Genomic DNA, 24395 nt, shown 5'->3' on the forward strand with positions numbered 1-24395 from the left:
GATGTCACTTGGCTTCTCGGTGGAGGATCTGCTCCCAAGCGCACGGGTTTCCGGCCCGCTGCGCATGGGGCTGGTCAAGCTCGCCGAGAGCGAGTGGATCGATCCGGCGCCGGACCTTGCCGCGCGCGAGGCGGCCTTCGATGCCCATCCCGAAAGCGTGATGGTGCTGCCCGAAGCGGAAGCCGGGATCGCCGAGCTGGCGGACCTGCTCGGCGTGGAAGGCGGCCTCGAAGCCTGCGCGCGCTCGGTGTGGGAAGACCTGTGCGTGATGGTGCAGGACGCGCCCGGCCAGCCATTCCGTCTCGGCGCGGGAGCGGTGGCTTTCCCGACCGACTGGCGCATCGCCGACAAGATCGGAAAGGCCGTGCATCAGGTGCACGAGCCGATCCACGGCTATGCCGAGAACCTGTCGTCGGGCGTCGACAAGTTCATGGACGGGTTGCAGTCGTTCAACATCTTCGGGCGCACGAATGCCTTCGTCGTCGCCTCGGACGATCTGCGCTACATGCCGGCCTTGCCGCCCGAACAACGCTTTGCCCATGTTACTGCCGACAATGCAGGCGAAACGCTTTTCGTGCGCTGCGAGCGCGAGGCGCTGCGCCGCTTGCCGAAATCGCGGGCGATCGTCTTTACCATCGGCATCTACCGGGTGCCGCTCGGCTCTCTGAGCGACGCAGCCGTGGCGCGCATCGCGCAGTCGGTGGAAGGATTGGAAGGCGGAGAACTGGAACGTCGGGCCGGACCGCACTATGGGGCTGCCTTGCAGGACTATGCGACCATGCGCGCCCGAAACCGGCGAGCGGCCTGAACAGGAGGGATCATGACGCACAAACTTGAAACCATGTCGGTCCATGCGGGCTGTGAGCCCGATCCGACCACCAAGGCGCGGATCACCCCGATCTATCAGACCGCCAGCTACGTATTCGACGATGTCGATCATGCCGCGCGCCTGTTCAACCTGGAAGAATTCGGGAACATCTATTCCCGCATCATGAACCCCACCAACGGCGCGCTCGAAGGCAAGATTGCCGCGCTCGAAGGCGGTGTCGCGGCGCTGGGCGTGGCCTCGGGCCATGCCGCGCAGCTCGTGGTGTTCCACACGCTGATGGAACCGGGCTGCGAGATCGTCGCGGCCAAGAAGCTCTACGGCGGCTCGCTCAACCAGCTCGGCCACTCGTTCCGCAAGATGTCGTGGGAGACGAAGTTCGTCGATGCCGACGATGCCGCGAACGTTGCCGCCGCCATCACCGACAAGACCCGCGCGGTCTTCGTCGAGAGCCTTGCCAATCCCGGCGGCGTCGTCACCGATCTGGAGGCTATCGCCAAGGTCGCGCATGACGCGGGCGTGCCGCTGGTGGTCGACAACACGCTGGCGACCCCGGCGCTGTGCCGCCCGATCGAATACGGCGCTGACGTCGTCGTCCACTCGGCGACCAAGTTCCTCAACGGTCACGGCAATGCCGTGGGCGGCGTGATCGTCGATTCCGGCAAGTTCGACTGGATGGCTTCGGACAAATTCCCGACCATCAGCGAAGAGAACCCGAGCTATCACGGCATGAAGCTGGGCGAGGCCTTCGGCAACATCGCCTTCATCATCGCCTGCCGCACGCTCGGCCTGCGCGACCTCGGCCCGGCCATGGCGCCGATGAATGCCTTCCTCGCGCTGACCGGCATGGAAACGCTGGCGCTGCGCATGGAGCGTCACTGCGCCAACGCGCTGCACCTTGCGCAGTGGCTGCAGGCGCACCCCAAGGTGGCCTGGGTCAACTACGCGGGCCTTCCCGAGAACCCCTATCACCAGCTTGCCGGCAAGTACCTTGGCGGCAAGGGCGGCGCGGTGTTCACCTTCGGCGTGAAGGGCGGCTACGATGCGGGCGTCAAGCTCGTGTCCGAAGTGAAGCTGTTCAGCCACCTCGCCAACATCGGCGACACCCGCTCGCTGATCATCCACCCCAGCTCGACCACGCACCGCCAGCTTGAGGAAGGCGCGCAGATCGAGGCGGGCGCCGGTCCCGACGTGATCCGCGTCTCGGTCGGCATCGAGCATATCGACGATATCGTGGCCGATCTCGCCCAGGCCCTGGAGCAAATCTGAACCGATGACTGACGCCCCCCAGACCGAAACCCGTACCGACTGGACGCGCGAGGAAATCGCGGCGCTGTTCGACCTGCCGTTCACCGAGCTGGTCTTCCGCGCCGCCGAGGTCCATCGCGCGAACCATCCGGCCAACGAAGTGCAGCTCTCCACGCTGCTGTCGATCAAGACCGGCGGCTGCGCGGAGGACTGCGGCTACTGCTCGCAGTCGGCTTCGGCCAATTCGGGGGTCAAGGCGACCAAGCTGATGGACGTGCAGGCGGTGCTGCAGCGCGCGGCGCAGGCGGCCGATCAGGGTTCCACCCGCTTCTGCATGGGCGCCGCCTGGCGCAATCCCAAGGACCGCGACATGCCCGCCATCATCGAGATGGTGAAGGGCGTGCGCGACATGGGCATGGAAACCTGCATGACGCTGGGCATGCTGACGCCCGAACAGGCGGACATGCTCAAGGAAGCCGGGCTCGACTACTACAACCACAACATCGACACCTCGCCCGAACGCTACGGTGAGATCACCACGACGCGCACGATGGAAGACCGTCTCGACACGCTCTCCGAAGTGCGCCGCGCCGGGATCAACGTCTGCTCGGGCGGGATCGTCGGCATGGGCGAGACGCGCGAGGACCGCGTGGGCTTCGTTCACACGCTGGCGACGCTGCCCGATCACCCGCAGTCGGTTCCGGTCAACGCGCTGGTCCCGGTCAAGGGCACGGTGCTGGGCGACATGCTGGCCGATACGCCGCTCGCCAAGATCGACGACGTGGAATTCGTGCGCACCGTGGCGGTCGCACGCATCACCATGCCGCACTCGATGGTGCGCCTCTCGGCGGGCCGCGAGTCCATGTCCGAGATGACGCAGGCGATGTGCTTCATGGCCGGTGCGAACTCGATCTTCACCGGCGACAAGCTGCTGACCGCACCCAACGCCGGCGACGACACCGACGCGGCGATGTTCGCACGGCTCGGCCTGAAAGCCATGGCCATCAGCGAAACGCAGGCTCAGATGGACGCCTCGCGCATGCCCAAGGGCTGCGTGAAGATGGAAGCGGCCGAGTAATGCGAGTTGCGGGGGGCCTCTTTGCGCTAATGCTGTTGGGCGCCTGCAATCCGTCGCAGCCATCGGACTTTGGAAAGGTCGCCGCATTGACTTCGAGCGATCCGAAGGCTTCTGCTTCCAGTATCGCAACACTGTTGAAGCAGCAATGTTTGGAAAGCTCGGACGATCCAATTCGTTTCGATGCAGGTTTGAGCGCCACCGGATGGGGGTTCAAGAGGGTGCAAACCGCCGATCCCGCAGATCCATTGTCCTTGGACATGTGGGTGTCGCCGGTCGCTGATGTGTTGAGAGGGCAGGTCGTCGAAGATAACGTCTTCGTGTGCACTGTCATGATTCATCGGCAGTTTGCTCCCCCGATTACGGTGATCAAGTCTGCACTGTCAGATATCGCAGGTCAAACGTCCGGCTCCGCACCCGAATGGTGGTGGAAGTCAGGGGCGAAGAAGTTTCACATGGACGTCAATGATCAAGGCAACGAAGGACAATCGACGGGCATAACCGTTGAAACCTATCGACTGCCTTGGTGGCAGAGCATCTTAGGGTAAGGTTGAATGTTCAAAAAAATCCTCATCGCAAACCGGGGCGAGATTGCCTGCCGCGTGATCAAGACTGCCCGCCGCATGGGCATCCAGACGGTGGCCGTCTATTCGGATGCCGATGCGCGCGCGCCTTTCGTGCAGATGGCCGATGAAGCCGTCCACATTGGCCCGGCGCCCGCCGCGCAGTCCTACCTGATCGCCGACAAGATCATCGCCGCCTGCAAGCAGACCGGCGCCGAAGCGGTTCATCCGGGCTACGGCTTCTTGTCCGAGCGCACCTCGTTCGCCGAGGCGCTGGCGGCAGAGGGCATCGAGTTCATCGGCCCACCCGTGAACGCGATCGCCGCTATGGGGGACAAGATCGAGTCCAAGAAGCTCGCCAAGGAAGCCGGCGTCAACGTCGTGCCCGGCTACGTCGGCGAGATCGACGATACCGAGCACGCGGTGCGCATCTCGAACGAGATCGGCTACCCGGTGATGATGAAGGCCTCGGCCGGCGGCGGCGGCAAGGGTATGCGCCTTGCCTATTCCGAGAAGGACGTGCGCGAGGGCTTCGAGAGCGTGAAGCGCGAGGGCCTGAACTCCTTCGGTGACGACCGCGTCTTCATCGAGAAGTTCATCCTCAACCCGCGCCACATCGAAATCCAGATCCTCGGCGACAAGCACGGCAACGTGCTCTACCTCAACGAGCGCGAATGCTCGATCCAGCGCCGTCACCAGAAGGTTGTCGAGGAAGCGCCGTCGCCCTTCGTCACCGACAAGATGCGCAAGGCCATGGGCGAGCAGTGCGTCGCGCTGTCGAAGGCGGTAGGCTATTATTCGGCCGGTACGGTCGAACTGATCGTCTCGGGCGCCGATCCGACGGGCGAGAGCTTCTACTTCCTCGAAATGAACACCCGCCTGCAGGTGGAGCACCCGGTGACCGAGTGCATCACCGGCGTCGACCTCGTCGAACAGATGATCCGCGTGGCCGCTGGCGAAAAGCTGGAAATGACGCAGGACGACGTGAAGATCGATGGCTGGGCCATCGAGAACCGCGTCTATGCCGAAGATCCCTATCGCGGCTTCCTGCCCTCCACGGGCCGCCTCGTGCGCTATCAGCCGCCGGTCGATGGCTGGACCGACGATGGTGCCGCGAACGGCCGTCGCGGTATCGACGGCGTGCGCGTGGACGACGGCGTCTATGAAGGCGGCGAAGTCTCGATGTTCTACGACCCGATGATCGCCAAGCTGATCACCTGGGGCGAGACCCGCGACGAGGCGGCGGACAAGCAGATCGCCGCGCTCGATGCCTTCGAGCTGGAAGGGCTCGGTCACAACATCGACTTCGTCTCGGCGATCATGCAGCACCCGCGCTTCCGCTCGGGCGAGCTGACCACCGGCTTCATCGCCGAGGAATATCCCGAAGGCTTCCACGGCGCGCCCGCGTCGGACGAGCTGAAGGTGAAGCTCGCATCGGTTGCCGGGTTCGTCGCTGCTGCCCGCGCCGACCGTGCGCGCCGCGTCGATGGCCAGCTGGCCACGCCGCTCGATCCGCCGGCGGAATGGACCGTGACGATCGGCAAGGAAGCGTTCGAAGTCGTGATCGACGAGGACATGGTCACCGTGAACGGCGCCGAAGTCGAACTCGAGCTGGAATACACGCCGGGTGACCGCTTCATCGACGCCGAAGTCGATGGCGAGGACATCACCATCAAGGTCGAACCCACGCGCACCGGCTTCAAGATGACCACGCGCGGCGCGATCCACCAGATCACTTGCCTGCCCACCAGCATTGCCGCGCTGAGCAAGCACATGATCGAAAAGATTCCGCCGGATCTTTCGCGCTTCCTCATCTGTCCGATGCCGGGCCTGCTGGTTTCGCTGAATGTCAGCGAAGGCGACAAGGTCGAGATCGGTCAGCCGCTGGCAGTGGTCGAGGCGATGAAGATGGAAAACATCCTGCGCGCCGAAAAGGCAGGCACGGTGAAGTCCGTCAGCGCCAAGGCCGGAGAAAGCCTTGCAGTCGATGCAATTATCCTCGAATTGGAATAAATGCATCTAGACCACGATCCCGCCGCCGCCGCTTGCCCGGAAATCACGTTCGACGACTTTCTGAAAGTCGATATCCGTGTGGGCACCGTGGTGGCGGCGGAAGTCTATGAGGGCGCGCGCAAGCCCAGTTACAAGCTGCGGATCGATTTCGGTCCCGGCGTGGGCGAGAAGAAGAGCGTCGGGCAAGTGGCGGCGCTCTATTCGCCCGAGGACCTCGTCGGCCGGCAAGTTGCTGCGGTGGTGAACTTCCCGAAGCGGCAGATCGGCAAGGCCTTGTCCGAAGTGCTCACGCTCGGCTTCGCGGACGAGGAGGGCAGGGTGACGCTGTTCTCGCCAGACAAGCCGGTTCCCGACGGATCGCGGCTGTTCTGATGACGGGTTTCGCGGCGTTGCTGGCCGGGGCGCACGGCCTCGATGACGGTCTCACGCTCGACGTGCCCGAGACATGGCATCAGGGCCGCACGGCCTATGGCGGCTTTTCCTCTGCGCTGGCCCTTGCAGTGGCGCAGAAGGTCGGCGGCGAAGGGCTGCCGCCGCTCCGCTCGGCGCAGCTTGCGATGATGGCGCCGGTCAACGGCCGCGTCGAGGCGCGGGCCCGCGTCGAACGTGCCGGGCGCAACGCGACGTGGATCGCGGCGGAAGTTCATGGCGCGAAGGGCCTCGCCTTCACGGCCAGCTTCGTTTTCATGGGCGCAGTCGAAAGCGCGCTCCACATCAACGAGCGGCCGGTGCCCGAGGGGCTCGTACCCTGCGACGAGGCGCGCGCGGTAACTTATACCGAGCACACACCCGCCTTTCTCGCGAACAATTTCGAAACGCGCCACGCCGTGCCACCCGTCGAGGACAAGCGCCCGGAAATGTGCCGCTGGGTCAGGCTCGCCGAAGGGCTGGGGCTCGATCCGATGGTCGCGATGCTGCTGATCGGCGATGCCCTGCCGCCCGGCGTCATGCCGATGATGCATGCCGCCGTGCCGGTCTCGACCATGCACTGGCAGGTCAACCTGCTGACGCCGGCGCCTGCTACGCGCGAAGGCTGGTGGCTGCTGCGTTCCGTCGGCGACTATGCCGAGAAAGGCTGTTCCAGCCAGCGCATGGCAATCTGGAACGCCGATGGCGCACCGGTGATGGCGGGCATGCAGTCGGTCGCGCTGTTCGGCTGACCCGGGGTCAATCGGCCGCTTCCTCGCCCATCAGCCTGTCCGCGAGGAACAGCTTGAAACCACCGAAGGCAATCAGGGCAACCACGGCCGATGCGACGTGGAGCAGCCAGAACTGCGGCGTGGGCATCGTTTCGAAAAGCGTGCCGATCTTGCCCACCGCCAGGTTCGCTCCGAAGAACGAGAGGTAGTAGATCCCGACGATCGACGCGTTGAGTGCACGCGGGGCGAGCCGGGTGAACAGCGCTAGGCTGACTGGCAGTAGATGGGCGAAACCGATCGAGTTCACGAGGTGGAACATGACCGGCCAGAACAGTCCGATCTTGCCCGTCCCCTGCGTAAGCGCGGCGATGTAGAGACACAGGCCGCCGCCGACGATGAAGAAGCAGCCGATGATCATCTTGCTCAGATCGTCCGGCTCCTTGCCGGTGCGCGCACCGATCCAGGCCCAGAAAGCAGCGACGCCCACGAGCATCGAGAAGCTGAGCGTTGCGTCGATCGTGATCATCCAGCTGGTGGGAAGCGTGGTGTCCATGAAGGTGAGCTGGAACTGCTGGTCGGCCCAGACGAGATAGGCGTTGAAGATCTCCTGATTGGTGAGCAGCGAGATGCCCATGATTGGCACCAGCAGCAGCACGGCGATCAGGCGCGGCCCGTCGCCCGGCTCGAATTTCGCGCGTGGTTGTGCCGACTTGCCCGGTGTGCCGTTGTCCGCAGGCAGCCAAGGCCGCGCGTAGAGATAGATCAGGAGCCCAAGCACCATGACCACGCCTGCCGTACCGAAGCCCCAGTGCCATCCCACCTTTTCGCCCAGCGTGCCCGAAACGAGCGGGGCGATGATCACCGAGACGTTGATGAAGATGTAGAAGATCTGGAACGCCATCGCCCGGCGGTTGTCCTTGGGGCCGTAGAGTTCGCCAACCTGGCTGGCGATGTTGCCCTTGAACAGGCCGACACCGATGACGAGCGAGATCAGCGCGAAGAGGAAGGCGCCCTCGAACGCCATGAGGAAATGGCCGAGAGACATGACGAGGCCGCCCGCGATCAACGCGGCGCGGCGCCCCAGCAGGAGGTCTGCGGCAATGCCGCCCAGAATCGGGGTGAGGTAGACGCTGGCGGTATAGAGACCGAAGATTTCGGAGGCGAGCGGTTGCCCTTCCAGCCCGGGGAATACGTGGGTCTTGAGCCATGCCAGCCCGATCACGTGTTCCTGTTGGCCAGGCAGCAGCAGATACTTGACCATGTAGAGCGTCAGCAGCGTCTGCATCGAATAGTACGAGAACCGCTCGCAGCCCTCGACGAAGCCGAGAAAACCCAGTCCCTTGGGGTGACCGAGGAAGGCGCGATCGTGTGCCGCAAGGTGTTCGGGAAAATCCAGCTCGGGGGTGGCTTCGGCTGTTGTCATGGCGATCGCTCTCTCCGGACCCGTAATTTTATTGTCTGTTTGCGTAACGTAGACACGCGGTCAAGCAATGTCACGTCGCGGTCATGCCGTCAATTTTCGGCAGGCGAGCATGCGGAAAAAAGGCGGCAGGCTCGTTTGCCTGCCGCCAGCATTGTGCCCGGGGGTTCGCAGGAGGCACATCATCGGTCCCCGTCCTTTCCCACAATCGGAAAAACGGAAGACGCCCGCGATTGAACGCGCGGGACATGACATTCATCCCGACATTCGCGGCATCCGGACCCGAGCAGGGCACGGTATGTCGGATTCGCCGGTCCCGCCGCGTGCCGAGGACGGCTTCAGTTCGCGCCGGCCGCCAGTTCGCCATCGAGGAATGTCGCGACATCGTCGAGCGAGACATCCTTCGCGAGGTAGGTCTGGCCGATGCCCTTCATCAGCAGGAACGGCAGGGCGCCGGCATCCATCTTCTTGTCGTGCAGCATATGGCGCACCAGTCCGGCACCGTCACAGTCGAGACCGAGTTCGGTCAGGTTGGCGCGCAGGCCGACGGCGCTGAAATGCTGCGCAACATGGTCGGCGCTGGTGCGCGCCATCAGGCCGAGATGCGCTGAATAGCGCGCGGCCAGGACCATGCCGAGCGCTACGCCTTCGCCGTGCAGCAGTCTTGCGGAAAAGCCGGTCTCGGCCTCCAGCGCATGGCCGAAAGTGTGGCCGAGATTGAGCAGGGCGCGCCGCCCGGTGGTCTCGAATTCGTCCTCGGCCACGATCCGTGCCTTGGCCGCTACCGAGTGTGAGACGGCGTATTCGCGCAGGGCGCTGTCGCCTGCGATCATCTTGGCGCCGTTGGCATCGCACCAGGAGAAGAAGTCGGCATCGTCGATGAGGCCGTATTTCACGACTTCGGCATAACCGGCGAGCAGTTCGCGCTCGGGCAGCGTCTCCAGCGCCGAAAGATCGGCAAGGACCAGCGAGGGCTGGTGGAAGGCTCCAACGAGGTTCTTGCCTGCGGGCGTGTTGATCGCGGTCTTGCCGCCCACGCTCGAATCGACTTGCGCGAGCAGGGTGGTGGGCACCTGGATGAACTTGCAGCCGCGCTTGAGCACGGCGGCGCAGAAGCCCGTCAGATCGCCGATCACGCCGCCGCCAAGCGCGATGACGTGATCGCCGCGCTCCACTTCCAGAGCCAGCAGCCAGTTCACGGTGGCGGCCAGTTCCTCCCAGGACTTGGTCTGCTCGCCCGGCGGCAGGATGCGCCAGTGCGGTTCATGGCCATTGTCGCGCAGGCTTGCCTCGACCACGTCTCCCCAGGCGGCATGCACGTTGGCGTCGGTGACGATCGGCACGGCGCGCTTGCGCAGGCGCCCCCGGCACTGTGGCACCAGTTCGGCGAGAAGGCCTGCGCCTACGCGGACTTCGTAGGGGCGGCCGGCGATAGCGACCGGGATCACAGCCATTGCGAAATTCCTTGAAGAACCTTGTTGATGGTCTGGACGTGGGGACCGTTGCCGCTGACCACGTGGATCGGCGCTTGTGAATAGTATGGTTCGCGCTCGGCGCGCAGCTTGGCAAGGATCTCGCGCGGATCTCCCTGCTTCAGCAGGGGACGGTTGTCCTTGCGCGCGGTGCGCTCGACCAGCGTGTCGACCTCGCTGTCGAGCCAGATGGTGATGGCCTTGTCGAGTATTGCCGCGCGCGTCTCGGCATTGCAGAAGGCGCCGCCGCCGGTGGCTATGACGATGCGCCCGCCGGGTTCCCCGGCGCTCTCGTTCATGAGGCGCGCGATCACGCGCCGTTCGCCGTCGCGGAAATAGGCTTCGCCGAAGGCATCGAAGATCTCCGGAATGGTCATCTGGGCGGAGCGTTCGATCTCCTCGTCGGCATCGACGAAGGCGCAATCCAGCAGCGATGCGAGCCGTTTTCCCACACTCGACTTGCCGACCCCCATCATGCCCACGAGCACGATCGGGCGGTTGATTCGCCGCGCCAGCGCTGCGATTTCCTGCGCGGAAAAGTGGGTTTGTTGAACGTCCATTGCCCCCAAGCCTATAGTTGCGCTAGGTCGCAGCGCAAGCATCGGTGAAGGAAGGCGAGTGACGATCGAAATGCGCGGACGCGGTTTGCCGACAGTAATCGCCCTGGCCGTTCCGCTTGCCGTCGTTGCCCTGGGCGTCGCGGCGTGGGTCGATGCCGGACGACAGCCGGTTCGCGAGATCGTGGTTAGCGTTGCCGTGCCGGAGTCGTCGCGATGAGGGCGGCATATCTGCTGGCCGGTGCGGCACTGGCGGTGTCCTCGGCATGGGCCGTCGCCCAGGATGCACCGGAATCGTTGCTTCCCAAGATGTTCCAGGAACCGGCTCCGACGCCTTCTCCGACAAGAACGGCGGCTCCGAGACCGGCTGCCCCGGCAGGGCCTGCGGCAGACGCAGCGCGCCCGGCTGCGGTTGCAACGCCGGTCGTGCAGGCGCTGCCCGGAGAGGGTGCCGCCGCGGACCACGCCGCCGGCGAAGGGGGCGAAGGGGGCTTTTCGCTCAAGCGTGTGCCGACGCTGGAGGAACTGGCCGAAATGTCGCCGGATGAATTCGCCGACCTTCTTGGCAGCAACGTCGTTTTCGACATGCCGCCCCAGGCTCGCCGTTCGATGGAGCGGGCTGGGTTGCTTGGCGAGAGCGAAGGCGGCTTGCCTGCGGATTCGCTGGCACGACAGAATGCCAGGCTGATCGAACTCGCCCTGTCCGAGAACAAGGGCAGGCTGGTTTCGCGCTGGGGCCACATCCTGCTGCGCCGGATGCTCGTGTCCCGGTTGGTGCCGCCGGAAGGAATGAGCCCGCAGGACTTTCTTGCGCTGCGCGTCGCACTGCTGCTGCGCATGGGCGAGACCGACGCGGCCCGCGCCGTGCTGCAGGACATGGACATCGCCGATTATACGCCTGCCGTCGGAAGCGTTGCGCTCGGCGTCTATGAGAAGACGGCCGACTTCACCGGCCTGTGCCCTGTCATGGCCACGCAGGGGAGCCTGCAGGACGGCACGGAATGGAATCTCGCCAAGGCGATCTGCGAGGCATTTCGCGGCAACAGCGCCGTCGCGCTGTCGAAGCTCGATCGCGAGATGGCGCGCGGGAAGACGCCCAAGGTCGATCTCCTGCTGGCCCAGAAATATGCTGGCGCGGCCGGCAAGGCGCGCCGCGCCGTGACGATCGAGTGGGACAACGTCTCGACGATGACGCCCTGGCGCTATGGCCTGGCGATCGGCGTGGGCATCGAGCCGCCGGCGCGGCTGATGGACGCCGCCGGTCCCGGGTACAGCTACGTGACCGCGCTGGCGCCGATGGTCGGCCTCGAACGCCGGGCCGCCGCTGCCGATCGGGCGGGGGCCGCGGGTGTGCTGTCCAATGCCGCGATGGTCGATCTCTATTCGCAGATCTACTCCGATCCCGGGGTGACCGGCGACTGGCAGGAGCGGGCGGAAAGCTTGCGCGATGCCTATACGCTGGAGGATCCGCAGGCGCGTTTCGCCGCGATGAAGGCCTTGTGGGACAGTGCCGGCGGCCCGTCCGAACGCTATGCGCGCGAAGTGCTGACGGCTGCCGCCGCTGCGCGCATGCCGGCCGGCGAGGACTTGGCCGACGACGCACCTGCGCTCATCGCCTCGATGCTGTCCGCCGGTTTCGACGCGAACGCCATGCGATGGGCCCCGGTCGTTCCGTCGGGAGGCCAAAGCTGGGGCTTGCTGGCACTTGCCGCGCCCGGACGGACCAGCCCGGTCGAAACCGGTTCGCTCGACAAGTTCATCGACGAGGATGGCAGTGCGGGCAAGCGCAGGGCGGCCTTTCTCGTGGCGGGGCTGGCCGGGCTCGACCGGCTCGGTGCCGACGAGGTCGAGCGCTACTCGAACGACATGTCTCTGGGGCTGGTGGAAGGCACGCGCTGGACGCGCGCGATCGACACCGCTGCGCAGCGCGGCGATAGCGCGAGTGTGGTGCTGTTGGCCGGCTTTGGCATGCAGGGATCGAACTGGAGCAGGATGACGCCCCGGTATCTGTTCCATATCGTCTCGGCGCTGCGGCAGGTCGGCTTCGAGGGCGAGGCGCGCATGATCGCGGCGGAAGCCGTCGCCCGGGTCTGACAAGCCGATGGCGGGCGACGACCTCGCCGAACGCTTCCTCGCGATGATGGCGGTCGAACGCGGAGCCGCGACCAATACCCTGGCCGCCTATCGCCGCGATCTGGATGCGGCGCGCGACGTGCTGGGCGATCCCGCGGATGCAGACGGGCCTGCACTTGCTGCCTTGGGCAAGGCATGGGCCGGCCTTGCCGCCTCGAGTCTTGCCCGCAGGTGTTCGACACTGCGCCAGTTCTATGGTTTCCTCGTCGACGAAGGCCTGCGCGAAGATGATCCGTCCGGCGCCTTGCCCCGCCCGCGCACGCGGCGACCACTGCCGCGGCTGCTGGGCCGCGAGGAAGTCGAGCGTTTCCTGGCCCGTGCGGAGGACGAGGCCTCCGGCGAGCAGCCCGAAGCGGTCCGTACGTTGGCGCTGCTGGAATTGCTGTACGGCTCGGGACTGCGGGCAAGCGAACTGGTTTCGCTTCCCGTTGCGGCTGTGCCGCGCGATGCGCCGTTCCTTCACGTGACGGGCAAGGGTGGACAGCAACGCATGGTGCCGGTGAGCACGCGTGCATGCGCGGTACTCTCGCGCTGGCTTGCGGTTCGCCCCGGCGGCTCGAAATTCCTGTTTCCCTCCAGAGGCGCGAGCGGGCATCTCACGCGCGTGCGACTGTTCCAGCTTCTGCGGGCGCTGGCGGCCCGCGCCGGACTGGATCCGGAGCGCGTTTCGCCACACGTGTTGCGTCACGCATTTGCCACGCATCTGCTGGAGGGCGGAGCGGACCTGAGGGTGCTGCAAATGCTGCTGGGGCATGCCGACATCGCCACGACTCAGATCTACACGCATGTCGACAGCGCGCGACTCGTAGCACTGGTGAATGCCCGTCATCCGCTGGGCGGCGGCGCGGTCACGACGGAAACGTAGTCATGCGCATGACGTGTTCAGCGCATTGTGGGCGGTCGTGCCGGATCGGTTTGTGTAAGCTGTAGCGACACTGATTACGAAGCGGTGCGTGCAGAGCGTCTTTGGGACCGTCCGTCCGCGGATGACGTGGTCAGCGGGAAGCAGGATTGGAGAAGTCGTTTGAGGGACGCGCGCGAGATGCGCTGAATTCCGCCGAATTCGGGGATTTTCGCCTGCGCTGCCATCTCGGGACGGTAAAAGAAAAGGGGCGGCAGGTTTCCCTGCCGCCCCAAATCGTTTGGTTCGTCGAGGACGAATTACGGCGTGGTGGTGGTGTTCGTGCTGGCCATCGCGCTCGAGGTCTTCGAGAAGGTCGAGGTCAGCTGCGAGCCCATGCCCTGCATCGCGGCGATCGCGGCAACCGCGATGAGAGCAGCGATCAGGCCGTATTCGATTGCGGTCGCGCCTTCTTCATTGCGGCGCAGCTTGGCGAGAAACTTCATGATGTGTCTCCTGATTAAAAGCAGTCTTCAGTACCCGGTCCGCTGCGCTTCAATTCTATTTCGACGCTTTGGACTTGTCGGTGACTACGGAACAATCCTTGCGAAATGCTTAAGTTTTCTGCGGAGCTTACGGTGTTGCGCCGGTCGCGTCCGATGTCTTGGTGGCGACATCGTTCCACATGCCGATGGCTTCGCTGGCCACACCTTGCAGCATCGCGAACATGGCCAGGACGATCATCGCGAGGATGAGCCCGTACTCGACGGCGGACGCACCTCTGGTATCGCGCAGGATGTTCGAAAGGTTTCGAAAGCGTGCCATGATCACCTTGCAACTCGCTTCAGGTTGGCCCGGAGTCTCATGGGCGCGTTAATTTGTCTTTAATGGGAAGAACTGAACTGGAAAAAATCCTGACACCGCTGCTCGTGACAGCCGTGGCCCTGATCGCGCCCGACGGGACTGTCCTGATGCAGCAGCGCTGCTTTTCCGCCGTGCATGGCGGGCTCTGGGAATTTCCCGGCGGCAAGGTCGAATCCGGCGAAACGCCGGAGTTTGCCGCGATTCGGGAACTTGAGGAGGAACTGGGCGTGCGTGTGGATGCCGAAGAAATGGAGCCGGTCGGTTTCGCCAGCGGGCTGACGGCAGGGCCGGACGAAGGCGGAAAATCGCCGCAACGGCCGCTTGTCATACTTCTTTACGCGGCACGCGCCTGGCAAGGCGTGGCGCAGGCCAGAGAGGCGGAAGCGATTGCTTGGCACGCGCCGGAAGCGATAACGGAACTGGCCATGCCGCCCCTCGATTATCCGCTGGCGGAGGCACTGCATCGTCATATCCACGCATATTCCTCGGCATTGAGGTGATATAGGCGTTGACCGGACTCGAATCCCTTTCTATTGGCGCACCTCCAACGCGCCCGTAGCTCAGCTGGATAGAGCATCAGACTACGAATCTGAGGGTCGGACGTTCGAATCGTTCCGGGCGCGCCATCATTCTTCGTTCTGGTCTTTGGACCGGACTGAGGGATGGAGATGGGCATTGCGCGCCCGTAGCTCAGCTGGATAGAGCATCAGACTACGAATCTGAGGGTCGGACGTTCGAATCGTTCCGGGCGCGCCATCATCTCCCTGGAAACGAAAAAGCCCTGCCATCGCGGCAGGGCTTTTTCGTTTCCAGGGCGCGTGACGGACCGCGCGAAGGTCTGGCAGCCTATGCCTGTTTGGCCTTCGCTTCTCCGTGTGAAGAGAAGCTGCGGGAAAGACCGTGGTAGAGCTTTTCCCGGCAGACCAGCTTGCTGACCGCGTCGGCAATGATGGCCGTCGCGAACAGGGGCAGGATCATGCCGCGGCTTGCGGTCGTTTCCATGAGAATGATGACCGCCGTGAGCGGCGCGCGCACGACACCGACGAAATACCCGGTCATACCCAACAGGACTATCGCCGGCATAGGATCGTCGGGAAAGCAGAACGCGAGCAATTGGCCCACGCCCGCGCCGACCGAGAGGGAAGGGGCGAAGATGCCGCCAGGCGCGCCCGAAACGGCCGTGGCGGCCGTTGCGAGGAACTTGGCCGGGCCGAACCAGGGCGACGCGCTCTGGTGCCCTTCGACCATCAGCTTGGTCACCTCGTAGCCCGTGCCCCACGTCGATCCACCGGTCACGAGACCGAGAACCGCGACGAGCAGCCCGCAGACGAACGCGACGAGCACGGGGCGCTTGCGAACCATGACGAACCAGGAATGGCCGCTGCGTGCGAAAGCCAGCAGCGTGCGCGAGAACAGGCCGCCGAGCGCTCCGCCCACGACGCCGGCAACGGGGGCGATCAGCACGACCGAACTGACCTTCAGCGTCTCGTGCATGATGCCGAAATAGACGTAGTCCCCCGACAGGCCGAGACTGACCAGACCCGAGACGACCACGGCGCCCATCACCAGCACCGCGACCCGCTGTTCGAAAGCCGCAGCCAGTTCCTCGATGGCGAAAGCGACACCGGCAAGCGGCGTGTTGAATGCGGCCGCGACACCCGCCGCGCCGCCCGCGATCAGCACGCCGGCGGTCATCGGTACGCGGAACAGGCGGTGGCAAGTGACCATGACAGCCGCGGCAACCTGAACGGTCGGGCCTTCGCGGCCCACCGAACCGCCCGCAAGAAGCATGGCCACTGTCAGCAGGAGCTTGGCAAGCGCCGTGGGCATCGAGAGCAGCTTCGTATAGGCGAGGTCGAGATCCTTGCCGGCTGCCATGACCTGGGGAATGCCCGAACCGCGCGCATCGGACGTCCAGCGATTGGTGATCCACACCACGGCAACGAAGACGGCCGGCGTCAGAACCAGCGGCGCATAGGGGTTCTGGGACTGGAACTGGTTGAAGATCTGCTGCGCCTTGTCGCCCAGCCAGGCGAAGATGATGGCGATCAGGCCCAGCGAAATCGCGCCTATCGCGGTCGCCGCGCGGCGGCGCGCAGCATCCATGGAATCGTCGAGGCCGGGGACAGCCTCGAACAGGGCTTTAATTCTCTCCTGGGAGGTCAAGGCCGGTATCGCTCGCTGGGTTGGGACGTGGAAAAGCGTCGGAAGACGCAGAGGAATTGAAATCCTATTGCGCCAAGGCGGCGGGCGAGGGCAAGGCTTTTCCCCGGAAAAATCCGGCTCCGCCGCGTCTTGCCTTCCGCACGGCCATGCCAGGCAGACGATTGGCATGAAAAAGGGCCGGAACGGCCATGCGCGTCCCGACCCTCGTTCAACCGTTCAAGACGGTAGTGGCGATGAACCTTACTGGTCGGTCGCCGCGGCTTCGCCCGATGCCGGTGCGGCGGCATCGCTGCTCGCCTGCGCGGGAGCGCTTGCCTGCGTCTGCGAGGCGAATGCCTCTGCCGTCATGCCCAGCGTCAGTGCATTGTCGACGAGGCCGAGGTACGACTTCTTCAGGATGGCGGAGGCGCCGTTGCTCAACAGAACGGTTACGTCGTCGCCTTCGATCTTGGAGATCGTGCCGAGCACGACGCCGTCGTTGCTCTTGACCGGTGCGTCGACGACCATGGCCGCTTCCTTGGCTGCATCGGTCTGAGCCTTGGCGCCGTTCACGGCTGCTTCGAGCTGTGCCTTCGTCATGCCAATGGTCAGGCCCTTTTCGCGCATGGCGAATGCGCTGGCCGGCAGGCCCGCACGGGCAGCACCGGTCGAGACGGTGATGACACCGGCCTGCACCGATTCAACCGTACCCACCTCGTTACCTTCGGGGCCGAAGACCTTGGCTCCCACCGTCGGGGCGACGGCGGAGGCGGCCGCGTCCTGTGCCCATGCGGCGACGGGAGCAAGGCTCGCTGCAGCAATCGCGGCGGCGATGAGCGAATTCTTCATACAATTCTCCTTCTGGCGCGGGACCACAGCGCGATCCCGATACTGCCCCCGGAACCCGAAGGGGGCGTGAAAGGTGGTCCGGAGCATGTTCCGGACGGCTGACCCGGCCCGGTGGACCGAGGATCACTCGCATGCGCAAAGACGCAGGAATGAAGCGAGCGGCTAGTTCGCGATTATTACACGCGTGTAGACGAATGACGGCTGAACGGCCGCAGATCAACGGCGAAATGACAGTTTTCCGTGCTCAGCGGGTAATTAAGCCACTTTTCGCGTTGTGATACGGTAATACGAATCCGTGAGTTTCTCTCGCTGACGGATAATCCGGGCGTTCAGCTCGGCCCGTTTCTCGCGGGAACAACGCGCGGCCTAAGGGCTTGATCCTGCACGGTAGGTGATCCAGCAAGGCAGGTGATGAACGAAGTCAGCGCGAACGGGGCCGAAGGCGACGTGGAGGTTCCGGCGTCCGTATGGCGATACGCCATGGCCCGTCGCGCGCATCTGGCGATCGACGCCGAGGACTACTTCGGCATCATCCGCGAGGCGATGGATCTGGCCCGGCAGCGCATTTTCCTGATCGGGTGGGACTTCGATTCGCGCATCCTGCTGCCCTACGGCCGCCGCTGGTGGCAGCGGGGCCGCAGGAAGAGGTTCCCGGCCAGGCTGGGCTCCTACATTCTCTGGCTGGTGAAGCGGAACGAACGGCTGGAGGTGCTGCTGCTCAAGTGGAACTTCGCCATGGTGAAGTACCTGTTCCGCGGTACCATGCTGTTCGACCTGGTCCGCTGGGCGCTGCGCCGGCGAATCGATTTCAAGTTCGATTCGGCCCATCCGGTGGGCTGCAGCCATCACCAGAAGATCGTGGTGATCGACGACGCGTTCGCAGCGTGCGGCGGCATCGACATGACGTCGGACCGGTGGGACACGCCGCAGCACCTTCCGCACGATCCGCGCCGTCGCCATCCTACCGGGCGGCCCTATGGCCCCTGGCATGACGTGACCATGGTGATGGAGGGCGATGTCGCTGTCTCGCTCGGCGAACTCGGGCGCGAGCGCTGGCGCGTCGCCGGCGGGCGCAGGTTGGCGCCCTGCGCGCCGCAGGAGGCCAGCGCCTGGCCCGAAGACCTCGACGCGGACTTCGAGGACGTCGAGATCGGCATTGCCCGGACCAGCGCCAGATACGGCGACACGCCGCAAGTCTGCGAGATCGAGCACCTCTTCATAGAGCAGATCCGCCGTGCCCGCCGCTTCGTCTATATCGAAACGCAGTACTTCGCCTCGCGCGCCATCGCCGAAGTGATCTGCGAACGCCTGTTGGAGCAGGACCCGCCCGAGTTCTTGATCGTCAACCCGCTGACCGCCCAGGGCTGGCTGGAACAGGCGGCGATGGACACGGCGCGGGTGGAACTGATCGAAACGCTGCAGCACGCCGATCATGCCGGGCGTTTTCGCATCTATCACCCGCTGGCGATCGACGGCACACCGATCTACGTCCATTCGAAGCTGATGATCGTCGACGACGAGATCCTGCGCGTGGGCTCTGCCAACATGAACAACCGCTCGATGGGGCTGGACAGCGAATGCGACGTGTTCATCGACACCGCGCGCGCCGCGAATGCCCACGCCGGCCCGGGCATTACCCGCCTGCGCCTGCGTCTTCTCGCCGAGCATTGCGGCGTCACCACGGAAACCGTGGCGTCGGGGATCGCGCGGCATGGAAGTCTTGCCGCGATGATCGATTCGCTGTCGGTTTCCGGCAGGCGTCTGGAACCCTTGCCCTTGAAACATCTGTCGGAAGCTGAAAGAGCGCTCGGCACGAGTGGCGTCCTCGATCCGGAACGCCCTGGCGAAATGTTCGAGCCTATCGAGACGCGCGGGTTGTTCCGCCGCAAGGGACAGCTCATGCGAATGCGCCTGATGCAAAGATTGAGAAGGAGAAAGAAGGGATGAGCAGCCTGGTTGGTCCCGACGAAGACAACCCGCTTGGCAAGCCACCCGTTCCGGAAGACGTGCAGGAGGCAATCCGTACCCTGATCCGCTGGGCCGGCGACGATCCGACGCGCGAAGGCCTGATCGACACGCCCAAGCGCGTGGCGCGGGCATGGCTGGAATATTGCCAGGGCTACCAGGAAGACCCGGCGATCCATCTGTCGCGCATCTTCGAGGAAGTCGGCGGCTACGACGAGGTGGTCCTGCTCAAGGACATTCCCTTCCAGTCGCACTGCGAACACCACATGGCGCCAATCATCGGCAAGGCGGCGATCGCCTATCTGCCGCGCGATCACGTGGTCGGCATTTCCAAGCTGGCGCGCGTGCTGCACGGCTATGCCCGCCGCCTGCAGATCCAGGAACGCCTGACGGCCGAAGTCGCGCAGTGCATCTGGGACAATCTCCAGCCCCATGGCGTTGCCGTCGTGATCGAGGCGAGCCATGCCTGCATGACCGCGCGCGGCGTGCGCACACCGGGCGTTGGCATGATCACCAGCCGGATGATGGGCACGTTCCTCGAGGACGATCGCTCACGCAAGGAAGTGCTCAGCCTGATGGGCTATTGATCGCTTTTCCCGAGGTGTTTTCCTCGGGCTCTTGAGTTCCCCCCGCAGTTGCTGTTGCGTCTCGCCGGGCTCGCGCAATCGGCGGGGGCTACGAGAGCAGGGGGTGTTCTTGCAGAACGGGGATCAGCCGCAAGGAGGCCTTTCGAGGCGATTCTCCGCCCTGTCACGTCCTGCATCGCTGTTGCTGGCCCTGATCCCGGCGGCGATGTTGCTTTCGTTGCTGGCGCGGCGCGTCTGGGATGTCGACATCTTCTGGCAGCTCAAGCTGGGAGAACTGATCCTCGCCCATCACGGACCGGTGCGCGGCGAGCCGTTTTCGGCGTTACATCTGGGCGATCCTCTGCCCGCCGTGGCGTGGCTGGGGCAGGCAGTAATGGCCAGCGTCCGCCTCCTTGGCGGGTGGGCCTTGTTGCGGCTCTTCGATGCCCTGTGCTGGCTGGGCGGTTTCTGGGCCGCCGCTGCAGCCTGCCGTGCCCGCGGCGCGACGATTGCCGCGATCATGCTGGCACTGGCACTTGCGTTCTATGCGGCACTGCCCACGGCGAGCATCCGGCCGCAGAGTTTTGCGGTACTGTGCTTCGGTCTGCTGCTGGCGCTCCAGCGGCTCGAGTTGAGGGTGCTGGTGACGCTCGCGCTCGGCGCGCCGTTGCTGGTCCTGTGGCAGAACCTGCATCCTTCGGTAAGCGTGGGCGTTCTGGCGATGGGCGTGACGGCGGTTGTCGGCTGGCTTCGCTGGTTGCGCGACCGCAGGCGTTCGGCCCCGTGGGCACCGACGGGGCTCGCACTGATTGGTTGCGCGGCGATGTTCGCCACGCCCGATGGCATCTCTGTGCTGGCCGTATCCGCCCGTAATGCCGAGGCGAGTATCGCCATCGGCGCCAGCGAATGGCTGCCGTTGTGGATCCCGGCCAACCACGTCAACGCCTTGCCCGTCATGGCGGTCACGCTGATCGCACTCGGCCTGGCACTGCGTCATCGCGACCGTGTCGATGCAGGAGAGCTGGCCGTGGCGCTGGTGCTGTTGCTGATGACGGTTACGGCTTACCGCTTCGTGCTGTTCTGGGCCGTGTCGATGGTGCCGGTCCTGGCGCGGATCGATACGTCGGACGAACCGTCAAGGGAGAACATCACCCCGCGGCGCGCCGCACTGGTCATGTCCGTGCTTGCCGTTGCCGTGCTGGGGCCGATCCTGCTGCCGACCCGTTTCATGCCGACTATCCCGCTGGCGGCGCTGGAGCGGCTCAAGCGCGAGAACGTGAAGGGCACCGTCTATGGCGATTTCCCGTTCGGCGGCGCGATCATCGATGTCGGCTATCCCGCCTGGCACGTGGCTTACGACGGGCGCTACTATCGCTATTCCAGCAAGGAGTGGCGATACAATGGCGGTATCGAGAACGGATTCGTCCCGCTTGTCGACGTGGAGCGGAAATGGCGGCCCGCCGCCTTCGTTCTCAATGCCCACCACAATGCACCGATCGCCCGGGAGCTGGCACGCAGCCGCCGTTGGCGGCGCATCTACGCGGGTGATGGAATTGTCGCCTACGTGCCGCGCAAGCGCGAGGCGCTCAGGCCCCGCGCGTTACCGGAACGAGTGCGCCGGTAACCGAGCGCGCGCCATCGGACGCCAGGAAGTCGATGACATCGGCGATGGCGGCGGGCTGGACCCATTCCGAGAAATCGGCATCGGGCATGTCCGCGCGGTTGGTCGGCGTGTCGATGATGCTCGGCAGAATGGCGTTCACGGTCACCGTGGTGCCGGCCAGTTCCTCGGCAAGCGCTTCGGTCAGGCGGTGGACGCCGGACTTGGAGGCAGCGTAGGAACCCATACCCATACCGGCCTTGATTGCCGCGCCGGCGCCGATGTTGACGATCCGTCCCGCAGCCGATTTCTTGAGTTCGGGCAGCGCGAGCTTGGTAATCGTGGCGGCCGTCATGAGGTTCATGGCCTGCATCCGCGCCCAGGTGTCGATCGAACCGCCTTCGAGCGTCTCCCAGGCGAAACCGCCGGCGACGTTGACCAGCACGTCGATGCCGCCATGAGCCGCGACGACCTTGTCGAGCGCGGCCTTCGTGGAATCCGCATCGGTCAGATCAACGCCGCCGATGTCGAGCGCGTCCGCGACCGGCGTTCTGGCTTCGGGTGCGAAGTCGATGCGGGCGACCTTGTCGCCGGCGGCGGCAAAGCTTTCCGCCACTGCCTGGCCAAGGACACCGAAACCACCCGTGACGATAACCGAACGTGCCATGAAATCTCCTTGCTTTGGCGCGAGGCTAACTTGACGGGTGGAGCGGGGCAAGCAGCGGAGCCGCGCCAACGCCCCGCCGATGTTCTGCAGAACGAGAAAGGGCGGCCTCCCCGTGGGAAGACCGCCCTTTTCTGCGGACCGTCGGCTCTATGCTCAGAGCTGGCCCAGCATGTATTCGGCCGAGCTGACTTCGAAAGTGCCGGGCGCCTCGACGTTGAGCTTTTCGACGACGCCGTCGTTGACGACCATCGAGAAGCGCTGGCCGCGCGTGCCCATGCCGAAGCCCGAACCGTCCATGACGAGGTCCAGCGCCTTCGCCAGTTCGGCATTGCCGTCAGCCAGCATGGTCACGTCGGACGAGCCCGACGCGACGTTCCAGGCACCCATCACAAAGGCATCGTTGACGGCGGTGCAGACGATCTCGTCGATGCCCTTGGCCTTGAGGTCGGCGGCCTTGTCCACGAAGCCGGGCAGGTGCTTGGCCGAGCAGGTCGGGGTGAACGCACCCGGGACCGAGAACAGTGCCACCTTCTTGCCGGCGAAGTAATCGGCGGTCTGGACCGGTTCGGGGCCGCTTTCGCCAGCCTTCATCAGCTTGATGTCGGGCAGCTTGTCTCCAACGGCGATGGTCATGGGATGCATCCTTTCCTGCAAGTGAATCGCAACGGGCGCAGATATAGGGCCTGACCGGGCCTCGGCAACGCCCATTGCACGCCGGCCGGTGATTCATGGCACCCTGATCCCCATATACCCGCGCCGCGCCCGTGCCGGAGCCAGAAAACGTCAGGTCGCGCCTTTCGGTCACCATATAAAGATATCTTTATATTTGCGTCGATCGGGCGGAATCGCTAGGGACGGCCCATTGCCGGTGCCGTGCATGTCCTCCCCTTGGAGGCGCGGCGCTGTTTCGTAACCTACCCAGGAGTTCGCGCCCGTGGCCACTGCCCAGACTGCCGCACACGACTATGTCATCGCCGATATCTCGCTTGCCGACTACGGCCGGGCGGAGATCAGCATTGCCGAAACCGAAATGCCCGGCCTGATGGCCCTGCGCGAGGAATTCGGCGAGTCCAAGCCGCTAAAGGGCGCGCGGATCACCGGCTCGCTGCACATGACGATCCAGACCGCCGTCCTGATCGAGACGCTCGTTGCGCTCGGTGCCGACGTGCGCTGGGCCACCTGCAACATCTTCTCGACGCAGGATCACGCCGCCGCCGCCATCGCCGCACAGGGCATCCCCGTCTACGCGATCAAGGGCGAAAGCCTGGCCGATTACTGGGACTACGTCGGCAAGATCTTCGACTGGGGCGACGAGCACACCGCCAACATGATCCTCGACGACGGTGGCGATGCCACCATGTTCGCGCTGTGGGGTGCCCGGATCGAGGCCGGCGAGGAACTGCCCGATCCGGCCAACGCCGAAGAGATCGAATTCCAGCGTGCTCTGAAGGCCTTCGTCAAGGCCAAGCCGGGCTACCTGTCGCGTTCGGTGCTCGCCATCAAGGGTGTTTCGGAAGAGACCACCACCGGCGTTCACCGCCTCTACCACATCGCCAAGGACGGCAAGCTGCCGTTCCCCGCGATCAACGTGAACGACTCCGTCACCAAGTCGAAGTTCGACAACCTCTACGGTTGCCGCGAATCGCTGGTCGACGCGATCCGCCGCGCCACCGATGTGATGCTGGCCGGCAAGGTCGCCTGCGTCGCCGGTTTCGGTGACGTCGGCAAGGGCTCGGCCGCTTCGCTGCGCAACGGCGGCGCTCGCGTCATGGTCACCGAGGTCGATCCGATCTGCGCGCTGCAGGCCGCCATGGAAGGCTACGAAGTCGTCACCATGGAAGAGGCCGTGGAGCGTTGCGACATCTTCGTGACCGCCACGGGCAACGAGGCCGTCATCACCGGCGCCAACATGGAGGCGATGAAGGACAAGGCCATCGTCTGCAACATCGGTCACTTCGATTCCGAGATCCAGATCTCGGCGCTCGACAACTACCAGTGGCACGAAGTGAAGCCGGGCACCGATCTCGTCACGTTCCCCGATGGCAAGCAGATCATCGTTCTAGCCAAGGGCCGTCTCGTGAACCTGGGTTGCGCCACCGGTCACCCCAGCTTCGTGATGAGCTCGAGCTTCACCAACCAGGTGCTCGCGCAGATCGAACTGTTCACCAAGTCGGCCGAATACGAGAATCGCGTCTACGTGCTGCCCAAGCACCTCGACGAAAAGGTCGCCGCGCTGCACCTCGACAAGCTGGGCGTGAAGCTGACCAAGCTCTCCAAGCGTCAGGCCGACTACATCGGCGTGCCGCAGGAAGGCCCGTTCAAGCCGGATCACTACCGCTACTGATCCCGGCATCATGGCGTCATCCCGGGGCCGTCCCGGGATGACGGCCGTTTCTCGCGGGGAATTTGCACCGCGATCCGCGTTCCCCCCATTGTCATGCCGCGCTTGCGG

The 24395-nt window shown here is 64.7% G+C and carries 24 protein-coding genes and 2 tRNA genes; 17 read left to right on the forward strand and 9 right to left on the reverse strand.

Annotation, left to right across the window (positions count from 1 at the left end):
* Position 1: 1 nt before the first annotated feature.
* The 7 genes from NZK81_RS15615 to NZK81_RS15645 all read left to right on the forward strand — a co-directional run bounded on the left by NZK81_RS15615 (position 2) and on the right by NZK81_RS15645 (position 6885).
* Complete coding sequence (locus NZK81_RS15615; protein ID WP_260047005.1) at positions 2 to 808, forward strand: DUF3445 domain-containing protein; 807 nt, start codon at positions 2 to 4, stop codon at positions 806 to 808.
* Between the two features lie 12 nt (positions 809 to 820).
* The gene (locus tag NZK81_RS15620) at positions 821 to 2095 is read left to right on the forward strand and encodes an O-acetylhomoserine aminocarboxypropyltransferase (RefSeq protein ID WP_260047006.1); all 1275 of its coding nucleotides are present in this window, start codon (positions 821 to 823) and stop codon (positions 2093 to 2095) included.
* 4 nt (positions 2096 to 2099) lie between these two features.
* Positions 2100 to 3152 carry a biotin synthase BioB gene (gene bioB / locus NZK81_RS15625; protein ID WP_260047007.1) on the forward strand — a complete coding sequence of 351 codons (1053 nt, stop codon included), beginning with the start codon at positions 2100 to 2102 and terminating at the stop codon, positions 3150 to 3152.
* An 86-nt stretch (positions 3153 to 3238) separates the two neighbouring features.
* Entirely contained in the window at positions 3239 to 3697 is a 459-nt protein-coding gene (locus NZK81_RS15630) for a hypothetical protein (protein ID WP_260047008.1), read from the forward strand.
* A 6-nt stretch (positions 3698 to 3703) separates the two neighbouring features.
* Complete coding sequence (locus tag NZK81_RS15635) at positions 3704 to 5725, forward strand: acetyl-CoA carboxylase biotin carboxylase subunit (RefSeq protein ID WP_260047009.1); 2022 nt, start codon at positions 3704 to 3706, stop codon at positions 5723 to 5725.
* A complete protein-coding gene (locus tag NZK81_RS15640; protein WP_260047010.1) occupies positions 5726 to 6097 on the forward strand; it encodes a tRNA-binding protein in 372 nt (123 codons plus the stop codon).
* Positions 6097 to 6885, forward strand: a complete 789-nt coding sequence (locus NZK81_RS15645) for an acyl-CoA thioesterase (RefSeq protein WP_260047011.1) — start codon at positions 6097 to 6099, stop codon at positions 6883 to 6885. Before NZK81_RS15640 ends, NZK81_RS15645 begins: the two co-directional genes overlap by 1 nt.
* Positions 6886 to 6892: 7 nt before the next feature.
* Here the strand turns inward: NZK81_RS15645 and NZK81_RS15650 are convergent, their stop codons facing one another.
* The 3 genes from NZK81_RS15650 to NZK81_RS15660 all read right to left on the reverse strand — a co-directional run bounded on the left by NZK81_RS15650 (position 6893) and on the right by NZK81_RS15660 (position 10316).
* Complete coding sequence (locus NZK81_RS15650; protein WP_260047012.1) at positions 6893 to 8287, reverse strand: peptide MFS transporter; 1395 nt, start codon at positions 8285 to 8287, stop codon at positions 6893 to 6895.
* 335 nt (positions 8288 to 8622) lie between these two features.
* Positions 8623 to 9738 carry a 3-dehydroquinate synthase gene (gene aroB / locus NZK81_RS15655; RefSeq protein ID WP_260047013.1) on the reverse strand — a complete coding sequence of 372 codons (1116 nt, stop codon included), beginning with the start codon at positions 9736 to 9738 and terminating at the stop codon, positions 8623 to 8625.
* Positions 9729 to 10316: a shikimate kinase gene (locus NZK81_RS15660; protein ID WP_260047014.1), complete on the reverse strand. Its 588-nt coding sequence runs from the start codon at positions 10314 to 10316 to the stop codon at positions 9729 to 9731. Before NZK81_RS15660 ends, aroB begins: the two co-directional genes overlap by 10 nt.
* Positions 10317 to 10374: 58 nt before the next feature.
* Between NZK81_RS15660 and NZK81_RS15665 the strand changes: the two genes are divergently transcribed.
* The 3 genes from NZK81_RS15665 to NZK81_RS15675 are packed head-to-tail and all read left to right on the forward strand — an operon-like array spanning position 10375 to position 13311.
* Positions 10375 to 10533, forward strand: a complete 159-nt coding sequence (locus NZK81_RS15665; protein ID WP_260047015.1) for a hypothetical protein — start codon at positions 10375 to 10377, stop codon at positions 10531 to 10533.
* The gene (locus NZK81_RS15670) at positions 10530 to 12407 is read left to right on the forward strand and encodes a hypothetical protein (protein WP_260047016.1); all 1878 of its coding nucleotides are present in this window, start codon (positions 10530 to 10532) and stop codon (positions 12405 to 12407) included. The genes NZK81_RS15665 and NZK81_RS15670 overlap by 4 nt, the downstream gene beginning before the upstream one ends.
* Positions 12408 to 12414: 7 nt before the next feature.
* Complete coding sequence (locus tag NZK81_RS15675; protein WP_260047017.1) at positions 12415 to 13311, forward strand: tyrosine recombinase; 897 nt, start codon at positions 12415 to 12417, stop codon at positions 13309 to 13311.
* 296 nt (positions 13312 to 13607) lie between these two features.
* Here the strand turns inward: NZK81_RS15675 and NZK81_RS15680 are convergent, their stop codons facing one another.
* On the reverse strand, positions 13608 to 13793 hold the full coding sequence (locus NZK81_RS15680; RefSeq protein ID WP_260047018.1) for a Flp family type IVb pilin: 186 nt from the start codon (positions 13791 to 13793) through the stop codon (positions 13608 to 13610).
* Between the two features lie 127 nt (positions 13794 to 13920).
* Positions 13921 to 14112 carry a Flp family type IVb pilin gene (locus tag NZK81_RS15685; RefSeq protein ID WP_260047019.1) on the reverse strand — a complete coding sequence of 64 codons (192 nt, stop codon included), beginning with the start codon at positions 14110 to 14112 and terminating at the stop codon, positions 13921 to 13923.
* Positions 14113 to 14174: 62 nt separating this feature from the next.
* On the opposite strand from NZK81_RS15685, the gene NZK81_RS15690 reads away from it, so the two are divergent.
* The 3 genes from NZK81_RS15690 (at position 14175) to NZK81_RS15700 (ending at position 14907) form a co-directional block, all read left to right on the forward strand.
* Positions 14175 to 14651, forward strand: coding sequence for an NUDIX domain-containing protein (locus tag NZK81_RS15690; RefSeq protein WP_311202099.1), 477 nt, complete (start codon positions 14175 to 14177; stop codon positions 14649 to 14651).
* Between the two features lie 49 nt (positions 14652 to 14700).
* Positions 14701 to 14777, forward strand: a tRNA-Arg gene (locus NZK81_RS15695).
* A 53-nt stretch (positions 14778 to 14830) separates the two neighbouring features.
* Positions 14831 to 14907, forward strand: a tRNA-Arg gene (locus NZK81_RS15700).
* A 90-nt stretch (positions 14908 to 14997) separates the two neighbouring features.
* Here the strand turns inward: NZK81_RS15700 and NZK81_RS15705 are convergent.
* Complete coding sequence (locus NZK81_RS15705) at positions 14998 to 16317, reverse strand: chloride channel protein (RefSeq protein WP_260047020.1); 1320 nt, start codon at positions 16315 to 16317, stop codon at positions 14998 to 15000.
* A gap of 240 nt (positions 16318 to 16557) precedes the next feature.
* Positions 16558 to 17145 (reverse strand): hypothetical protein, encoded by a 588-nt coding sequence (locus NZK81_RS15710; protein ID WP_260047021.1) that lies wholly within the window; start codon positions 17143 to 17145, stop codon positions 16558 to 16560.
* A 411-nt stretch (positions 17146 to 17556) separates the two neighbouring features.
* Here NZK81_RS15710 and NZK81_RS15715 point away from each other — a divergent pair, with 411 nt between their 5' ends.
* From NZK81_RS15715 to NZK81_RS15725, 3 genes are all read left to right on the forward strand, one after another.
* Complete coding sequence (locus NZK81_RS15715; protein WP_260047022.1) at positions 17557 to 19092, forward strand: phospholipase D-like domain-containing protein; 1536 nt, start codon at positions 17557 to 17559, stop codon at positions 19090 to 19092.
* Positions 19089 to 19697, forward strand: a complete 609-nt coding sequence (folE, locus tag NZK81_RS15720; protein WP_260047023.1) for a GTP cyclohydrolase I FolE — start codon at positions 19089 to 19091, stop codon at positions 19695 to 19697. Before NZK81_RS15715 ends, folE begins: the two co-directional genes overlap by 4 nt.
* Positions 19698 to 19878: 181 nt before the next feature.
* Complete coding sequence (locus NZK81_RS15725; protein ID WP_260047024.1) at positions 19879 to 21300, forward strand: hypothetical protein; 1422 nt, start codon at positions 19879 to 19881, stop codon at positions 21298 to 21300.
* Here NZK81_RS15725 and NZK81_RS15730 read toward each other — a convergent pair.
* Both NZK81_RS15730 and NZK81_RS15735 read right to left on the reverse strand, forming a co-directional pair.
* Positions 21263 to 21943 (reverse strand): SDR family NAD(P)-dependent oxidoreductase, encoded by a 681-nt coding sequence (locus NZK81_RS15730; RefSeq protein WP_260047025.1) that lies wholly within the window; start codon positions 21941 to 21943, stop codon positions 21263 to 21265. The two genes, NZK81_RS15725 and NZK81_RS15730, sit on opposite strands and share 38 nt — an antisense overlap.
* A gap of 153 nt (positions 21944 to 22096) precedes the next feature.
* Positions 22097 to 22576: a peroxiredoxin gene (locus NZK81_RS15735; RefSeq protein WP_260047026.1), complete on the reverse strand. Its 480-nt coding sequence runs from the start codon at positions 22574 to 22576 to the stop codon at positions 22097 to 22099.
* Between the two features lie 301 nt (positions 22577 to 22877).
* Here NZK81_RS15735 and ahcY point away from each other — a divergent pair, with 301 nt between their 5' ends.
* Positions 22878 to 24287, forward strand: a complete 1410-nt coding sequence (gene ahcY / locus NZK81_RS15740) for an adenosylhomocysteinase (RefSeq protein WP_260047027.1) — start codon at positions 22878 to 22880, stop codon at positions 24285 to 24287.
* Positions 24288 to 24395 lie beyond the last annotated feature (108 nt).

The sequence above is a fragment of the Novosphingobium mangrovisedimenti genome (genome assembly GCF_025153475.1).
In the GTDB taxonomy this organism is placed as follows: Bacteria; Pseudomonadota; Alphaproteobacteria; order Sphingomonadales; family Sphingomonadaceae; genus Novosphingobium; species Novosphingobium mangrovi_A.

Excerpts from the sequence above, each read along its gene's own strand:
- NZK81_RS15615 (WP_260047005.1), top strand. The coding sequence starts at position 2 with ATGTCACTTGGCTTCTCGGTGGAGGATCTGCTCCCAAGCGCACGGGTT.
- NZK81_RS15620 (WP_260047006.1), top strand. The coding sequence starts at position 821 with ATGACGCACAAACTTGAAACCATGTCGGTCCATGCGGGCTGTGAGCCC.
- bioB (WP_260047007.1), top strand. The coding sequence starts at position 2,100 with ATGACTGACGCCCCCCAGACCGAAACCCGTACCGACTGGACGCGCGAG.
- NZK81_RS15635 (WP_260047009.1), top strand. The coding sequence starts at position 3,704 with ATGTTCAAAAAAATCCTCATCGCAAACCGGGGCGAGATTGCCTGCCGC.
- NZK81_RS15640 (WP_260047010.1), top strand. The coding sequence starts at position 5,726 with ATGCATCTAGACCACGATCCCGCCGCCGCCGCTTGCCCGGAAATCACG.
- NZK81_RS15645 (WP_260047011.1), top strand. The coding sequence starts at position 6,097 with ATGACGGGTTTCGCGGCGTTGCTGGCCGGGGCGCACGGCCTCGATGAC.
- NZK81_RS15650 (WP_260047012.1), bottom strand. The coding sequence starts at position 8,287 with ATGACAACAGCCGAAGCCACCCCCGAGCTGGATTTTCCCGAACACCTT.
- aroB (WP_260047013.1), bottom strand. The coding sequence starts at position 9,738 with ATGGCTGTGATCCCGGTCGCTATCGCCGGCCGCCCCTACGAAGTCCGC.
- NZK81_RS15660 (WP_260047014.1), bottom strand. The coding sequence starts at position 10,316 with ATGGACGTTCAACAAACCCACTTTTCCGCGCAGGAAATCGCAGCGCTG.
- NZK81_RS15670 (WP_260047016.1), top strand. The coding sequence starts at position 10,530 with ATGAGGGCGGCATATCTGCTGGCCGGTGCGGCACTGGCGGTGTCCTCG.
- NZK81_RS15675 (WP_260047017.1), top strand. The coding sequence starts at position 12,415 with ATGGCGGGCGACGACCTCGCCGAACGCTTCCTCGCGATGATGGCGGTC.
- NZK81_RS15680 (WP_260047018.1), bottom strand. The coding sequence starts at position 13,793 with ATGAAGTTTCTCGCCAAGCTGCGCCGCAATGAAGAAGGCGCGACCGCA.
- NZK81_RS15685 (WP_260047019.1), bottom strand. The coding sequence starts at position 14,112 with ATGGCACGCTTTCGAAACCTTTCGAACATCCTGCGCGATACCAGAGGT.
- NZK81_RS15690 (WP_311202099.1), top strand. The coding sequence starts at position 14,175 with ATGGGAAGAACTGAACTGGAAAAAATCCTGACACCGCTGCTCGTGACA.
- NZK81_RS15710 (WP_260047021.1), bottom strand. The coding sequence starts at position 17,145 with ATGAAGAATTCGCTCATCGCCGCCGCGATTGCTGCAGCGAGCCTTGCT.
- NZK81_RS15715 (WP_260047022.1), top strand. The coding sequence starts at position 17,557 with ATGAACGAAGTCAGCGCGAACGGGGCCGAAGGCGACGTGGAGGTTCCG.
- folE (WP_260047023.1), top strand. The coding sequence starts at position 19,089 with ATGAGCAGCCTGGTTGGTCCCGACGAAGACAACCCGCTTGGCAAGCCA.
- NZK81_RS15730 (WP_260047025.1), bottom strand. The coding sequence starts at position 21,943 with ATGGCACGTTCGGTTATCGTCACGGGTGGTTTCGGTGTCCTTGGCCAG.
- NZK81_RS15735 (WP_260047026.1), bottom strand. The coding sequence starts at position 22,576 with ATGACCATCGCCGTTGGAGACAAGCTGCCCGACATCAAGCTGATGAAG.